This window comes from Vibrio sp. SCSIO 43135 (assembly GCF_023716665.1).
GTDB lineage: Bacteria > Pseudomonadota > Gammaproteobacteria > Enterobacterales > Vibrionaceae > Vibrio > Vibrio paucivorans.
In genome coordinates, this window is sequence record NZ_CP071859.1 from 2,467,220 (window position 1) to 2,482,636 (window position 15,417).

General features: G+C 46.2%; 15 protein-coding genes. 4 read left to right on the plus strand and 11 right to left on the minus strand.

Annotation, left to right across the window (positions count from 1 at the left end; genetic code table 11):
- Nucleotides 1-22 precede the first annotated feature (22 nt).
- Genes J4N42_RS11035 through phoB form a run of 3 tightly spaced genes read right to left on the minus strand, consistent with a single transcriptional unit; the run spans nt 23 to nt 3,029 of the window.
- Complete coding sequence (locus J4N42_RS11035; RefSeq protein ID WP_286036653.1) at nt 23-991, minus strand: PstS family phosphate ABC transporter substrate-binding protein; 969 nt, start codon at nt 989-991, stop codon at nt 23-25.
- Between the two features lie 16 nt (nt 992-1,007).
- The gene (gene phoR, locus J4N42_RS11040; protein WP_252027974.1) at nt 1,008-2,306 is read right to left on the minus strand and encodes a phosphate regulon sensor histidine kinase PhoR; all 1,299 of its coding nucleotides are present in this window, start codon (nt 2,304-2,306) and stop codon (nt 1,008-1,010) included.
- 33 nt (nt 2,307-2,339) lie between these two features.
- The gene (gene phoB, locus J4N42_RS11045; protein WP_252027975.1) at nt 2,340-3,029 is read right to left on the minus strand and encodes a phosphate regulon transcriptional regulator PhoB; all 690 of its coding nucleotides are present in this window, start codon (nt 3,027-3,029) and stop codon (nt 2,340-2,342) included.
- 217 nt (nt 3,030-3,246) lie between these two features.
- On the opposite strand from phoB, the gene rdgC reads away from it, so the two are divergent.
- The 3 genes from rdgC (at nt 3,247) to J4N42_RS11060 (ending at nt 5,991) form a co-directional block, all read left to right on the plus strand.
- Nucleotides 3,247-4,161 carry a recombination-associated protein RdgC gene (gene rdgC, locus J4N42_RS11050; RefSeq protein WP_252027976.1) on the plus strand — a complete coding sequence of 305 codons (915 nt, stop codon included), beginning with the start codon at nt 3,247-3,249 and terminating at the stop codon, nt 4,159-4,161.
- A gap of 172 nt (nt 4,162-4,333) precedes the next feature.
- Nucleotides 4,334-5,734, plus strand: coding sequence for a prephenate-dependent tRNA uridine(34) hydroxylase TrhP (trhP, locus tag J4N42_RS11055; protein WP_252027977.1), 1,401 nt, complete (start codon nt 4,334-4,336; stop codon nt 5,732-5,734).
- A 2-nt stretch (nt 5,735-5,736) separates the two neighbouring features.
- Entirely contained in the window at nt 5,737-5,991 is a 255-nt protein-coding gene (locus J4N42_RS11060) for a YfhL family 4Fe-4S dicluster ferredoxin (RefSeq protein ID WP_171758595.1), read from the plus strand.
- Nucleotides 5,992-6,047: 56 nt separating this feature from the next.
- On the opposite strand, the gene mepA is transcribed toward J4N42_RS11060, so the two are convergent.
- The 7 genes from mepA to queA all read right to left on the minus strand — a co-directional run bounded on the left by mepA (nt 6,048) and on the right by queA (nt 13,143).
- Nucleotides 6,048-6,863 carry a penicillin-insensitive murein endopeptidase gene (mepA, locus tag J4N42_RS11065; RefSeq protein ID WP_252030829.1) on the minus strand — a complete coding sequence of 272 codons (816 nt, stop codon included), beginning with the start codon at nt 6,861-6,863 and terminating at the stop codon, nt 6,048-6,050.
- 64 nt (nt 6,864-6,927) lie between these two features.
- The gene (locus tag J4N42_RS11070) at nt 6,928-7,260 is read right to left on the minus strand and encodes a DUF1904 domain-containing protein (RefSeq protein WP_252027978.1); all 333 of its coding nucleotides are present in this window, start codon (nt 7,258-7,260) and stop codon (nt 6,928-6,930) included.
- A gap of 131 nt (nt 7,261-7,391) precedes the next feature.
- Nucleotides 7,392-8,339: a protein translocase subunit SecF gene (secF, locus tag J4N42_RS11075; RefSeq protein WP_252027979.1), complete on the minus strand. Its 948-nt coding sequence runs from the start codon at nt 8,337-8,339 to the stop codon at nt 7,392-7,394.
- Between the two features lie 14 nt (nt 8,340-8,353).
- Nucleotides 8,354-10,210 carry a protein translocase subunit SecD gene (gene secD / locus J4N42_RS11080; RefSeq protein ID WP_286036654.1) on the minus strand — a complete coding sequence of 619 codons (1,857 nt, stop codon included), beginning with the start codon at nt 10,208-10,210 and terminating at the stop codon, nt 8,354-8,356.
- A 21-nt stretch (nt 10,211-10,231) separates the two neighbouring features.
- Nucleotides 10,232-10,561, minus strand: coding sequence for a preprotein translocase subunit YajC (gene yajC, locus J4N42_RS11085; RefSeq protein ID WP_252027980.1), 330 nt, complete (start codon nt 10,559-10,561; stop codon nt 10,232-10,234).
- A 176-nt stretch (nt 10,562-10,737) separates the two neighbouring features.
- Complete coding sequence (gene tgt, locus J4N42_RS11090; protein WP_252027981.1) at nt 10,738-11,868, minus strand: tRNA guanosine(34) transglycosylase Tgt; 1,131 nt, start codon at nt 11,866-11,868, stop codon at nt 10,738-10,740.
- Between the two features lie 222 nt (nt 11,869-12,090).
- Nucleotides 12,091-13,143: a tRNA preQ1(34) S-adenosylmethionine ribosyltransferase-isomerase QueA gene (gene queA, locus J4N42_RS11095; protein ID WP_252027982.1), complete on the minus strand. Its 1,053-nt coding sequence runs from the start codon at nt 13,141-13,143 to the stop codon at nt 12,091-12,093.
- 335 nt (nt 13,144-13,478) lie between these two features.
- Here queA and J4N42_RS11100 point away from each other — a divergent pair, with 335 nt between their 5' ends.
- Complete coding sequence (locus J4N42_RS11100) at nt 13,479-13,928, plus strand: CBS domain-containing protein (RefSeq protein WP_252027983.1); 450 nt, start codon at nt 13,479-13,481, stop codon at nt 13,926-13,928.
- Nucleotides 13,929-13,999: 71 nt separating this feature from the next.
- Here J4N42_RS11100 and aceA read toward each other — a convergent pair whose 3' ends face one another.
- A complete protein-coding gene (aceA, locus tag J4N42_RS11105; RefSeq protein ID WP_252027984.1) occupies nt 14,000-15,310 on the minus strand; it encodes an isocitrate lyase in 1,311 nt (436 codons plus the stop codon).
- Nucleotides 15,311-15,417: the final 107 nt, after the last annotated feature.

The following is a 15,417-nucleotide window of genomic DNA, read 5'->3' on the forward strand; positions in this document are numbered from 1 at the left end:
GACCTACCATTTGGTTACTGAGTTAGCGAATGCCCACTTTCGCTAGTTCTAGCTGTGCAATTTCACCTGAAATCGGTACGTAGCCATCTTTCTCCACCAGCGCCTGCCCCTGCTCCGAGAAAATGAAGCGAATAAACTCACGCTCGATTGGAGACAATGGTTTGCTTGGGTGCTTATTGATGTATACGTAAAGGTAGCGTGAAAGTGGGTACTCACCAGATAAGATATTTTTCTGGCTTGGCTGGATGTATTCCTTGCCCTGTTTCGCAATAGGAATGAGCTTAACGCCAGAGACTTGATAACCAACCCCAGAATAGCCAATGGTGTTGATTGACGATGCAACAGATTGAACAACCGATGCAGAACCCGGCTGTTCGTTGACGTTATTCTTAAAGTCCCCGCCACACAGCGCATTCTTTTTAAAATACCCATACGTGCCAGAAACAGAGTTACGTCCAAACAATTGCATGCCACGCTTCGCCCAATCAAAGTCGATATCCAATTGGGACCAAGTTTGAATTGGCTCTGTCGCACCACAACGGAGAGTCACAGAGAATATAGCGTCTAACTGATCAAAGTTGAGGCCTTGAATGGGGTTATCTCGATGCACAAACACGCCGATCGCATCAATGGCGACTCTAAGCTCGGTTGGCTTATAGCCATGCTCTCGCTCAAACGCTTCAATTTCACGTTTACGCATAGGTCGGCTCATTGGGCCGAACTGAGCGGTACCTTCAGTCAGAGCCGGAGGAGCGGTCGACGAACCCGAAGCTTGTACTTGACCATTCACACTTGGGTAGAGCGCTTTAAATTCTTCCACCCAAAGCGTCGTCATACCCGCCAACGTATCAGAGCCTACCGACAAGATACTGCCAGACACGCCAGAGGTTTTCTGGTACGGCACAAGCTGCTGAGCTTGAGCTGAGCCCATGTTCAGCAAGCAACTGCAAAATATTGCCAAATAAGCTTTTCGAGCTAATTCAATAACCATCGTCCACCTACTCCAATTAATTTACGAGTAAGCGAGCAGGCAAAACAAAAGAGAACTTACTGCCAACGCCAACTTCACTGTGAATTTCTAGGTGTGAATCGTGGTGAGTAAGCGCATGCTTCACGATAGCAAGCCCAAGACCACTGCCGCCAGTATCTCGCGACCGCGCTTTATCGACTCGGTAGAAACGCTCCGTTAGGCGGTGTAAGTGTTGAGGTTCAATACCATCCCCACTGTCTTCGACTTCTAAGCAAGCACCCTGCGCGGTTTGGAACCAGCGTACTTTCACGTCTGCTCCTGCAGGGGTGTACTTGACTGCATTGTAAACAAGGTTAGAAATTGCACTGCGCAGCTGATCTTCATCACCTAATACACGCAAGCTGCTGTCGATATTAAATTCGAGTTTATGGCCCAGATCGCCGCTCAGGCTGGACGCTTCTTTTTCTAACACTTCTAGCATTGCGGGTACATTTACCACTTCTTCCAGCTCATGCATTGGCGCCGCTTCAATCTTTGATAACGTCAGTAGCTGATTCACCAAACTATTCATGCGGTTTAGCTGCTCTGTCATCACACCATGCGCTTTGGTCCACATAGGGCCAACAATCATATCTGGATCTTCAGTCATCTCCAGATAGCCTTGCAGCACAGTCATTGGTGTCCTGAGTTCATGAGATACGTTGGCGAAGAAGTTTCTGCGCATCCCTTCTAGCTGTTTTAGCTGAGAGACATCGCGCACTACCATCAAATGCTCACCCTCGGTGTAAGGCACGATACGTAGTTCCAGCATACGTTCAACGTTTAACGGAGAGCGCATTTCTAGCGGTTCGGAGAAGTCTTGTTTATTCAGGTATTTGATAAAGTCTGGCGTGCGAATCAAGTTGGAAATCGGCTGGCCTGAGTCATCCGGCCAACGAAAGCCCAACAGGTGCTGAGCAAGCTTGTTACACCATACGATGTTACCTTCACTCCGGAATACAACCACCGCATCCGGCAGTGATTCTGCACCGTTACGGAAACGGCGAATTAGGTTAGTCAGTTCTTTGCGCTTCTTACGCTGGCGCTGCTGCAAACGATAGATACCGTTAAACAGAGATTCCCAGTTTCCCGAACCCGATGGTGGTGTCAGGCGTTTTTCATCCCACAACCAGGCCGAGAGACGCATCTGGTTATGTAGATGCCACACAAGCTGCAAAACCGTGGCAGCGAGAAGCAACCACGGCATGTATCCGAATATCCAGCCAATAATCACCCAAGGGGTGTAAAAAAAAGCCAGCTCCCAGGCCAGCTTTTTCCAGGTTAACCTTTCAACCATTCAGTTCCTCGAATTCAATTCCTTTGCGCTGGATTAAGCTTTAGTAGAGAAACGGTAACCGGCACCACGCACGGTTTGAATCAGTTTATCGTGTCCAGCAGCTTCGAGCGCTTTACGTAGTCGACGAATATGAACGTCAACCGTACGATCTTCAACGTAAACATTTGTGCCCCAAACATTGTTCAGCAGTTGCTCACGGCTGTACACGCGCTCTTGATGAGTCATGAAGAAATGCAGCATCTTAAACTCGGTAGGCCCCATGTCTAACGGCTGATCATTTGCTGTTACACGGTGAGATACAGGGTCCAACTTTAGGCCTTGTACATCAATGATGTCTTCGAGTGCCGTTGGCGTTACTCGGCGAATCACCGCTTTCAAGCGAGCCACAAGCTCTTTCGGTGAAAAAGGTTTCGTGATGTAGTCATCAGCGCCCACTTCAAGGCCACGGACTTTATCTTCTTCTTCACCGCGAGCTGTTAGCATTACCACAGGGATGTTGCGAGTCAGCTCTTCACGTTTCATATGTTTAATAAAGTTGATTCCACTACCGCCTGGTAGCATCCAATCTAGTAAAACCAGATCAGGGAAGGGTTCGGCCAATTTGTTGACAGCCATATCGTAGTCTTCCGCTTCTACGGCTTGGTAACCTTTCTGCTCAAGTACAAAACACAACATCTCGCGAATTGGTGCTTCATCTTCAACAACCAGAATCCTTCTAGACATATCTGAATAACCTTATGTTTAAACTTTGATAAACAGGGAGTATCCCTTTGCAACTGTAGGCATTATCACTACTAATTATGACACTTTTGTGACCTTTGAAAACAAATTTTCATATAACTTTCTCTCGAATTTCATTGCGATATTTTGAAATTGAGATAAGACATACGTTCGAAAATTGCCTATGATTGGCTCCTTAATTCCGGCTTAGAGAAGAAATATGTGGTTTAAAAACTGTCTGGTTTATCGCTTTAATCGCGATATCGAATTCAATGCAGACCAGCTAGAGAAGCAACTTGAAGAGTTCCGTTTCACTCCTTGTGGCAGCCAAGACAAGCAAAAGTTTGGCTGGGTAGCAGCAATGGGTAAACACGGCGACATGATGACTCATGTGTCTGAAAACCGCATTCTTATCTGTGCTAAGCGTGAAGAAAAAATGCTACCTGCTTCAGTTATCAAAGACTCACTTGCAGCCAAAGTTGAAGTGATGGAAGCTGAAGAAGGTCGCCCATTAAAGAAAAAAGAAAAAGACACTCTAAAAGAAGACATCATCATCGACTTGCTGCCACGTGCATTCAGCCGCAGTAACCATACTTTTGTTCTCATCCTACCTAAAGAAGGATTCATTTTGGTAGATGCGAGCAGCTACAAAAAAGCTGAAGATGTATTGGCGCTACTACGTAAAACAATGGGTAGCCTACCTGTGGTACCAGCAATTCCAGAGCAAGCGGTCGAAACAACACTTACAGAATGGGTTAAGACAGGCACCACTCCGCAAGGTATCGAAATGCTCGACGAAGCAGAGCTCAAGTCGGTATTGGAAGATGGCGGCGTTATTCGCTGTAAGAAGCAAGAGTTAACTGCTGATGAAATTCAGAATCATATCGAAGCAGACAAAGTGGTGACTAAACTTGCTCTTAACTGGCAGGAGCGTATCGAGTTTCTTCTGGCAGAAGATGGAAGCATCAAACGCTTGAAATTTGCTGATGATTTAAAAGATCAGAATGATGATATCCCACGTGAAGATCCTGCGGCTCGATTCGACGCAGACTTCTCGTTAATGTGTGGAGAGCTAAGCGCATTCCTACCAAACCTGTATGAGAACTTAGGCGGCCTTCCTCACCCGAACGCTTAAGCAGTGCACATCAGAATAAGTAGCGCCCTCTTCAAGAGGGCGTTTTTGTTGGTGCGCGATGCTGGCTAAATGAACTTCTCCTAGTCACAGGTCACATTTTGGCGTAAAATTTGCGCCCCTATTCCATATGGTGGAATAGGCCTGACTTGAGATCAGACTAAGAGAATTACACATGACTACTGAGAAAGCATTCGTACCAGAGCTACTGTCACCAGCGGGTAGCCTTAAAAACATGCGTTACGCATTTGCCTACGGCGCAGACGCGGTATACGCAGGCCAACCTCGTTACAGCCTTCGCGTACGTAACAACGAGTTCAACCACGAAAACCTACAAATTGGTATCAACGAAGCTCATGCACAAGGCAAGAAGCTTTACGTGGTATGTAACATCCAACCGCACAACTCAAAGCTAAAAACCTTCATCCGTGACCTTAAACCGGTTGTTGAGATGGGCCCTGACGCACTAATCATGTCTGACCCAGGCCTTATCATGATGGTTCGTGAAGCTTTCCCTGATATGCCAATTCACCTGTCTGTTCAAGCGAACGCAGTAAACTGGGCAACGGTTAAGTTCTGGGCGGCAAACGGCGTTGAGCGTGTGATTGTGTCTCGTGAGCTTTCTCTAGAAGAGATCGAAGAAATTCGTGAGCACTGTCCTGAAACGGAACTAGAAGTATTCGTACATGGTGCTCTATGTATGGCCTACTCTGGCCGCTGCCTACTGTCTGGCTACATCAACAAACGCGATCCTAACCAAGGTACATGCACTAACGCATGTCGTTGGGAGTACAAAGTTGAAGAAGGCAAAGAAAACGACACTGGCGACATCGTAGAGAAATTCGACCCAACAGAAGCGCAAGCGGTTGAAGTTCAAGACGAGCGTCCTGAAACTACTATCGGTCGTGGCAAGCCTACTGACGAAGTAGTTCTTCTGTCTGAAGCACACCGCCCAGAAGAGAAGATGGCAGCTTACGAAGATGAGCACGGCACTTACATCATGAACTCGAAAGACCTTCGTGCTGTTCAACACGTTGAGCGTCTGACTAAGATGGGTGTTCACTCACTGAAGATCGAAGGCCGTACTAAATCATTCTACTACTGTGCACGTACTGCTCAGGTTTACCGTAAAGCCATTGATGATGCTGTAGCAGGCAAGCCATTTGATGAGAACCTAATGGGTACCCTTGAGAGCCTAGCACACCGTGGTTACACTGAAGGCTTCCTACGTCGTCACACACACGATGCTTACCAAAACTACGACTACGGTTACTCTGTTTCTGATGCTCAACAGTTTGTTGGTGAATTCACTGGCAAACGCCGTGGCGACCTTGCTGAAGTTGAAGTGAAGAACAAGTTTGTTGTCGGTGACAGCCTTGAGCTAATGACGCCAAAAGGCAATGTAATCTTTACACTTGAAGCAATGGAAAACCGCAAGTCAGAGAAGATTGAGGACGCAAAAGGAAACGGCCACTTCGTATTCATTCCTGTTCCTGAAGATATGGACCTAGAATACGGCCTGTTAATGCGTAACCTAAACTCAGGTCAGGATACCCGTAACCCAACAGGTAAATAAGCATGGCTCTACTGATCACTGATAAGTGCATTAACTGTGATATGTGTGACCCAGAATGTCCAAATGGGGCAATCACTATGGGTGACACAATCTTCGAGATCGATCCCGATCTATGTACTGAGTGTAAAGGTCATTACGAGAAGCCAACGTGTCAGTCTGTGTGCCCAATTACTAAATGTATTATCACAGACCCAAATCACATTGAAACTGATGAAGAGCTACTCGAAAAGTTCGTCATCATTCAAGGTTTAGCTTAATTAGAAACGCCGCTCTTTGAGCGGCGTTTTTCTTTGTACGATTACCGATTAAGTCATCAACTGTTTTCAAGCAATAGCTGACACTGTTCCGGTATAACCTTTGGTTTTTTCTTCTTTGCTGGAGGTCGAACCAAGCTAGAATTATCACTTTCATCGACAGGTTTCCAACTCGCTAGTTCGGCTCCACAGCCATCCCCTTCTGGCGGTAAGGACTGATTCTGGCAGTTCGTACTCCCCTCTGGGCAAGTTAAGCGAACGTGCATATGCGAATAATGTCCCCACCATGGCCGAATTTTTCTAAGCCATTCACGATCCGCAGACCTTTCCTCATCACACAACTTTTGCTTAATGACTGGGTGCACAAATATTCTGGCCACGTTTTTAATTGAGGCCGCTTGTTTGACGATACCGAAATGACGTTCATCCCAATTCTGTTGGTTGAGCTTGTATTGAGAAACGTGAACAACACTCATCGCTTTCGGTTCAGCTAACTCCTCAACTGATAGCTTTTGATCGGCTAAACGCAGCCATATATCAATATCGAGCCCAGTTTGGTGACTCGAGTGACCAAATGAAAAGCGACCGCCTTGGGGCAGAGAAAGATCGCCAATCAATAGGTTGGTTTGGTATTGAGTGCTAGCAACCTTCCCTAACTGACGAATGTAGTCAACAGCATCGGAGTGAGCATAATAACGCGCCCTGTGACTCCGAATTACCTGATACCCTTGCCCTTCTAACGGCAAGGCTTCAGCGCCAGCTAGACACCCATTTGCGTAGCTACCAATCGATTCAGTTGGCTGAGTCGAAGGCCTCTCTAACTGTTCCCATGGCGTGGCATTTGCACCTAAAGGTAGTGCTACCAAAATCGCCATGTACTTGTAGAATCGTTTCAAAAATCGCGTCCTTGTCGTTAGTCCTTAATCCGATTTACTTCATCTAATAGTGTTCGCCATTGTCATAGTAGCCCTTGGCATCTAACGCAGTGAAGATAACCGCGACATCGACGACCTCCCCAATAATACCGCGCACTTGATGTGTGATAATACTTGCCACTGCGTCTTGGGTCTCTTGCCCTCGGTCGAACCAAAGCACTTCTACAAATGGGTAAGCTGAACTTACCTCTCCATCGTGGAAAAACGTCGAGTAGATGTATTCAAAAGTGAAGTCTTCACGGGGGCAGTCCATATGCGGCTGCAGTGAATCAATTAATGACGAGGACAGCGCTTGTACGGTTTGAGGCTCAACAGCTCTAAAACGTAGGTGAGGCATGACAAAGCTCCTTTTTCGTTATCATCCCAGCATAATAGCAGAGCTTGGAAAAATTATGATGGCTCAGTACGGCACGCATAAAAAAACCGCTAGTAAACTAGCGGTTTTTCGGAGCTTATCAACAAATAGCCTTATGGCATTTCATCAAACTCTGCACCTTCTTTCTCAATTTGCGGTGGCATTAGGTGCTCTTTCTGGATACCCAGTTTTAGAGCCAGTGCCGATGCAACATAGATAGAAGAATATGTACCAACAGTGATACCAAGTAGCAATGCAGTCGCGAAACCGTGGATCATAGCGCCACCCTGAGTAAATAGAGCGATCACTACGAACAAGGTTGTACCGGAAGTAATCAATGTACGGCTCAATGTTTGAGTAATTGAGCTGTTCATGATTTCTGCAGGCTCCCCCTTACGCATCTTACGGAAGTTTTCACGGATCCGGTCAAATACAACTATGGTATCGTTGAGCGAGTAACCTACTACGGTCAACAATGCCGCTACAATGGTGAGGTCTACTTCAATTTGCATCAAAGAGAAGACACCCAGAGTGATGATGACATCGTGCGCCAACGCGAGTACCGCACCTGCGGCTAAACGCCACTCAAATCGCATCGAGACGTAAATCAAAATACAAATGAGGGAAACAAGAATGGCTAGGCCACCCGCTTCCGTTAGCTCGTCACCGACATTTGGACCAACGAACTCAATACGGCGCATTTCAACCGACTCACCAGTACCATCTTTAATTGCGTTTAGGATTTGGTTACCCAAGGTTTCGTTTGCAACGTCTTCACGTGGACGCAAACGAACCATTACATCACGCACAGAACCAAAGTTTTGTACGGTTGCATCGCCAAAGCCTTTCGCATCTAGCGCGGTACGGATTTCTTCTAGGTTAGCTGGGTTTTCAAAACCCACTTCAATAAGCGTACCGCCTGTAAAGTCGAGTCCCCAGTTTAGCCACTTCGTCGACAGCGTGAAGATAGACGCACCAATCATCAAGATTGAGAAGACAAATGCGAACTTCGACCAACGCATAAAGTCGATCGTTTTATCTGCTTTTAGAATCTGAAACATAATAATTCCTAGCCTTAGATCGACAATTTCTTAATGCGCTTACCGCCGTACACTAGGTTAACCACACAACGTGTACCTACGATAGCTGTAAACATAGAAGTTAAAATACCGATGGAAAGCGTCACAGCGAAACCTTTGATCGCACCTGTACCGACTGCAAATAGAATGATCGCAGTGATAAGAGTTGTCACGTTCGCATCGGCAATGGTGCTGAATGCGTTCGAGTAACCTTGGTGAATCGCTTGCTGTGGGTTACGCCCATCGCGAATTTCTTCACGTATCCGCTCAAATATCAGTACGTTCGCATCGACCGCCATACCGACGGTTAATACAATACCGGCGATACCTGGTAGCGTCATCGTCGCCCCCGGAATCATCGACATCACACCGATAATCAATACTAGGTTAGCCATCAATGCTAGGTTGGCAATCAAACCAAACTTACGGTAGTAAAGCAGCGTAAATAGCATTACCGCAACCATACCCCAGATCATCGCTTGGATACCCATATCGATATTCTGCTGACCCATTGATGGACCAATCGTACGTTCTTCAACAATAGAGATAGGTGCAATCAAAGCACCAGCACGAAGTAGCAGTGCTAAGTTGTGCGCTTCTGCTGCTGAATCAATACCAGTAATACGGAAGTTACGACCAAGTGCAGACTGGATTGTCGCTTGGTTGATCACTTCTTCATGCTTGGTCAGAATGACTTTACCTTCAGGCGTCTTACGACCACTGTCTTTGTACTCAGCAAATACCGTCGCCATTAGCTTACCGATATTTTGACGTGAGAACGCAGACATCTTGTTACCACCTTCACTGTCTAGTGAGATGTTAACTTGAGGGCGACCATATTCATCAACACTTGAGCTTGCATCAGTGATGCTGGAACCACCAAGAATAACGCGCTTTTTCACCACTACCGGGCGACCATCGCGATCTTGCTTAAGTTCACTACCTGCAGGTACACGACCATTCGCTGCTGCAGATAAGTCCGCTTTGTCATCAACTTCGCGGAATTCTAGTGTTGCCGTTGCACCAAGAATTTCTTTCGCACGAGCTGTATCTTGAACACCAGGCAGCTCAACTACGATGCGGCTTGCACCTTGACGTTGAACAAGTGGCTCAGCAACACCTAACTCGTTTACACGGTTACGCAAAATTGTGATGTTTTGTTCAACAGCGTAGTTACGAATTTCTTGTAAGCGAGCCTCTGTAAATGAAGCAACAATCGAGTAACGACCATTCGAATCTGAGTCAACAAAAGTCATATCAGGATGATTTGACTCAAGAATACGTACCGCTTGTGCAAGTTGCTCTTCATTGCGAAGTAGCACTTCTACTTTATCTTTGCCCGAAGGGCGAATAGAACGGTAACGAATTCTTTCTTCACGAAGTTCGCTACGGAAGGCTTCTTCTTGTTGGGAAACTAACTTTTCCATTGCCGCGTCCATATCCACTTCCATCAAGAAGTGAACACCACCACGCAAGTCAAGGCCGAGTTTCATTGGTGCAGCACCAATAGACTCTAACCAATCAGGTGTAGACGGCGCGAGGTTAAGCGCAACAATTTTGTCCTGGCCGAGAGCTTCAGAAATTATATCGCGAGCACTTAGCTGCGTGTCAGTATCAGAGAAACGAACAAGGATGGATCCATTTTCAAGAGCAATGGATTTATGAGATAAGCCCTCGTTTTCAAGAGCATTGGTGACGGAATCCAGCGTTGACAGATCTACAGAGGCGCCACGCGCCCCTGTAACTTGAATTGCCGGATCTTCACCGTAGAGATTTGGAAGTGCATACAGAGCTGCGATACCGATGGCAAAGATGACCATCAAGTACTTCCATAACGGATAACGGTTTAGCACAGCGAGGATCCTCTAGCTGTTTTATAGAGACTTCAGCGTACCTTTAGGTAGCACTGCAGTAACGAAATCTTTCTTGATAACAACTTCGTTGTTCGCGTTCAGCTCGATAGAGATGTAGTCGTTGTCTTCTGCGATTTTAGTGATTTTGCCCACTAGGCCACCGCTAGTTAGAACTTCATCACCTTTCCCCATAGAAGCCATAAGGTTCTTGTGCTCTTTTACACGTTTAGCTTGAGGGCGGTAGATCATGAAGTAGAAGATAACAGCAAACATGCCAAGCATGATTAGCATTTCAAAACCGCCACCTGCTGGTGCGCCTTCTGCTGCTGCGTGAGCCTGAGAAATAAACATTAATACGTCCTCTATTATTTTTTATTGATAGTCCAATAACTTGGGCTAAATTCCTCTACTTTCAAGCCTTGGAGCCCCTAAAGTGGGAGCGCCGTCGACAAAATAGAAATCAGTAAACCCTAACAATTATAAAATTACCGCTTGGCTGTTTATTACATAACCAAGCGGCAGTTCAATTACTTACCTAAAGGCGGTACTTCGCGGTCGCGACGAGCGTAAAACTCTTCAACGAACTCATCAAAGCGATCTTCATCAATCGCTCTGCGGATACTTTCCATCAGACGTTGGTAATGACGTAAATTGTGGATGGTGTTAAGACGTGCACCCAAGATTTCATTACAACGGTCTAAGTGGTGTAAGTACGACTTAGAATAGTTCTGACAAGTGTAACAGTCACAATGCGGATCGAGTGGCGTTGTATCTGTTTTATGTTTCGCATTACGGATCTTGATCACACCACCAGTCACAAATAGGTGACCATTACGTGCGTTACGCGTTGGCATCACACAGTCGAACATGTCGATACCACGACGAACGCCTTCAACCAAGTCTTCAGGTTTACCAACACCCATTAGGTAGCGAGGCTTATCTTCAGGTAGTTGCGGACACGTGTGTTCAAGGATGCGGTGCATGTCTTCTTTTGGTTCGCCTACAGCCAAACCACCCACTGCGTATCCATCAAAGCCGATATCAGTCAGGCCTTTAACGGATACATCACGTAGGTCTTCGTATACACCACCTTGAACAATACCAAACAGGTTGTTCTCGTTGTCTAACTTGTCAAAATGGTCGCGCGAACGTTGAGCCCAACGGAGAGACATCTCCATCGACTTTTTCGCTTCGTCGTGCGTCGCCGGGTAAGGCGTACACTCGTCGAAAATCATTACGATGTCAGAACCTAAATCTTTTTGAATTTCCATCGACTTCTCTGCGTCCATGAAAATCTTGTCACCGTTTACTGGGTTACGGAAGTGAACCCCTTCTTCAGTGATTTTGCGCATTGCACCTAAGCTGAATACTTGGAAACCGCCCGAATCAGTTAGGATTGGTCCATGCCAGTTCATGAAATCATGCAAGTCACCGTGCATCTTCATCACTTCCTGACCAGGACGTAGCCATAGGTGGAATGTATTACCTAGAAGAATCTCAGCACCCGTGCCTTTTACTTCTTCCGGTGTCATACCTTTAACCGTACCGTAGGTACCTACAGGCATGAATGCTGGCGTTTGCACTGTTCCGCGTTCAAACGTTAGTTGACCACGACGTGCATTACCATTTGTCTTTTTAAGTTCGTACTTTAACTTCACGAAGCCTCCAATATGCCAGAGAAACAGTCTGACGATTTATTTAGGGGAGTATCCCCCTACTTAAGGAGCGGTCGCTTATCCCTGCGAGAATGCAATAGTCTTGCCATTGATATTCCTAGCGTACTGCTAGCACTCGTAAATTATTAATTTTAAAAACTTATTAGCTTAATATGTTACGCGTCAAAAGCACGGTTAATGCAGCTATTGAAGCGTAAGAGACAGCTAGTCAGTTTTTTTGCTGATGAACATTGAATCGCCATACGAGAAAAAGCGGTACTTGTTCTCTACTGCGTGCTTATAGGCGTTCATCGTATTTTCGTAACCTGCAAACGCACTCACTAACATAATCAGTGTCGATTCTGGCAGGTGGAAGTTAGTGATTAAGCAGTCCACTAACTGATATTCGTAACCTGGGTAGATAAAGATTTCTGTATCGCCAAAGAACGGGACCAACTCTGTGCCTTTCTTCAATGCATCTTGAGCAGCACTTTCTAGTGAGCGTACCGATGTTGTGCCCACCGCGACAATACGACCGCCGCGCTGCTTGGCTGCTTTGATCGCATCCACCACCTCTTGTGGAACTTCTACATATTCCGCGTGCATGTGGTGATCGTTAATATTGTCTACTTTGACTGGCTGAAATGTACCCGCGCCTACGTGCAAAGTCACATACGCAAGCTCCACCCCTTTTGCTTTAATTTTTTCAATCAAAGCTTCATCGAAATGTAACCCTGCTGTTGGCGCTGCAACGGCTCCCGGCTTTTCATTATAGACGGTTTGGTAGCGCTCTTTGTCTGAGTCTTCATCTGGTCGGTCGATGTAAGGTGGAAGCGGCATGTGGCCAATTTCTTCAAGAACCGCTAGGACATTTTGCTCAGTATTAAACTTAAGCTCAAACAGCGCATCATGACGTGCCACCATCTGTGCCGAGTACTCGTCGTTTTCACCAATAAAAATGGTTGAGCCTGGCTTTGGTGACTTAGAGCAGCGAACATGAGCAAGAATACTTTTCTCGTCCAATACACGTTCAACCAGAACCTCAAGTTTACCGCCCGATTCTTTACGGCCAAACATACGCGCAGGAATAACGCGCGTGTTGTTGAATACCACCAGATCACCCGGTTGGACTTGGTCCAATACATCAGTAAATGTGCCATCGCTTAGCTCACCACTGTTGCCATCTAACTGCAATAAACGGCTAGAAGTACGCTCTGGTTGAGGGTAACGAGCAATCAGCTCATCAGGTAAATCAAAGTGGAAATCGGATACTTGCATGGTACTAATCTTTTGTCGTGGTTTCTAAATGTCGTGATGAGTCGAACTGATTCTGTCACAAACAGACGACGAGTTTTTCGCAGCCGACTAGTATAGGTTTCCCTGCTTGAATAGCAAGGATTGTGATGTCAAATATTGTAAATCTGCATGTGCTACAGGCAGGTATTGAGTCGCCTCAAAAACAGCATTTTCTGACGACATATTTCGCCACACTTTTTTTAAGGTAATTACAACAAAAACGAACTAGCTCCCAGTTAAGCGTAGGGAAAGAAACTATATTTAATTTATACCCACATAGCTTGTTATATACCAATAAGAACACTCAGGAGGCTGCTATGATCAAGGTTGAAGACATGATGACGCGTAACCCTCATACCTTGTTACGTTCTCATACCCTCGCCGATGCCAAACACATGATGGAAGCGCTCGACATTCGCCATATCCCAGTCGTAGATGCAGACAGGCAACTGCTTGGTATCATTACTCAAAGAGATATTCTCTCAGCACAAGAATCTAGCTTACAAAAACTTCCTTCCGAAAACTCCTACACACTCGCCACACCACTGAATGATGTCATGCACACCAGCATTATGACCGCTTCGCCTTTTGCGGGATTAAAAGAAAGTGCTAAGTACATGCAAAAACATAAAGTCGGCTGTTTGCCTGTGGTAGATAAAGGAGAGTTGGTTGGCATTATTACCGACAGCGATTTTGTTTCTATCGCCATTAACCTGCTAGAACTGCAAGAAGATACCGAACCAGAAGAACTTGAACTCGAAGATTAAAAAAAAGAGCGGCCGAAGCCGCTCAAAAAGTGTCGCAGTTTTTATTATTCGTAGGGGCCAACTAGCCCAGCTTAGAATTGGTCTTCTTCAGTAGAGCCCGTTAATGCTGTTACCGATGAGTTACCACCTTGAATGGTGTTTGTCATTCGGTCGAAGTAGCCTGTACCCACTTCTTGTTGGTGCGCCACAAACGTGTAGCCTTTCTCTGCAGCTTCAAACTCTGGACGCTGAACTTTCTCAACGTAGTGACGCATACCTTCACCCTGCGCATAAGCGTGTGCCAGTTCAAACATGTTGAACCACATGTTGTGAATACCCGCCAACGTAATGAACTGGTATTTGTAACCCATGTCCGCAAGCTCTTGCTGGAACTTAGCAATCGTTTCAGAGTCTAGGTTTTTCTCCCAGTTGAACGATGGCGAACAGTTATAAGCTAATAGCTGGTCTGGGTATTCTGCATGAATCGCTTCTGCAAACTTACGCGCTTCTTCTAGACAAGGTGTCGCGGTTTCACACCAAATAAGGTCGGCATATGGTGCGTAAGCCAAACCGCGAGAAATTGCTTGGTCGATACCCGCTTTCACTCGGTAGAAGCCTTCTGCCGTACGCTCGCCTTCGATAAAGTCACGATCGTATGGGTCGCAATCTGAAGTAAGCAGGTCTGCAGCGTTAGCATCGGTACGTGCAATAACTAACGTTGTGGTTCCTGACACATCAGCAGCTAAACGAGCTGCAACCAGCTTTTGCACCGCTTCTTGAGTTGGAACAAGTACCTTACCGCCCATGTGACCACATTTTTTCACTGACGCAAGTTGGTCTTCAAAGTGAACACCCGCAGCACCAGACTCGATCATGTTCTTCATTAATTCATAAGCGTTCAGTACACCACCAAAGCCAGCTTCTGCATCTGCAACGATTGGTAGGAAGTAATCAATACCGCCTTCATCTTCCGGTGTCTTGCCACCAGCCCATTGAATCTGGTCTGCGCGGCGGAACGAATTATTGATGCGCTTCACTACCGCAGGTACTGAGTCTACTGGGTATAGTGATTGGTCTGGGTACATGGTAGATGCCGTGTTGTTATCCGCTGCAACCTGCCAACCCGATAGATAAATCGCTTCAATACCGGCTTTCGCTTGTTGTACTGCTTGGCCACCAGTCAGTGCGCCCAAACAGTTCACATAGCCTTTCTTAGAAGAACCATTGACCAATGACCATAGCTTGTCAGCACCGCGTTGCGCGATAGTGTTAGCCGGTACCATTGAACCGCGAAGTTCTACTACTTCTTCTGCAGTGTAAGTACGTTTTACGTTTTTCCAACGTGGGTTAGTTGCCCAGTCTTTTTCCAAAGCTTCGATTTGTTGGCGGCGAGTTAATGTCATGGTCTATCCCTCATTTTGGTGCACGGCGTGTCAACTCTCTGGTCAACGACGGGTGCGATGGTCTTCCATTTCCTCAGCAGTACATCTCTCTCTGCATTCGAAAACTG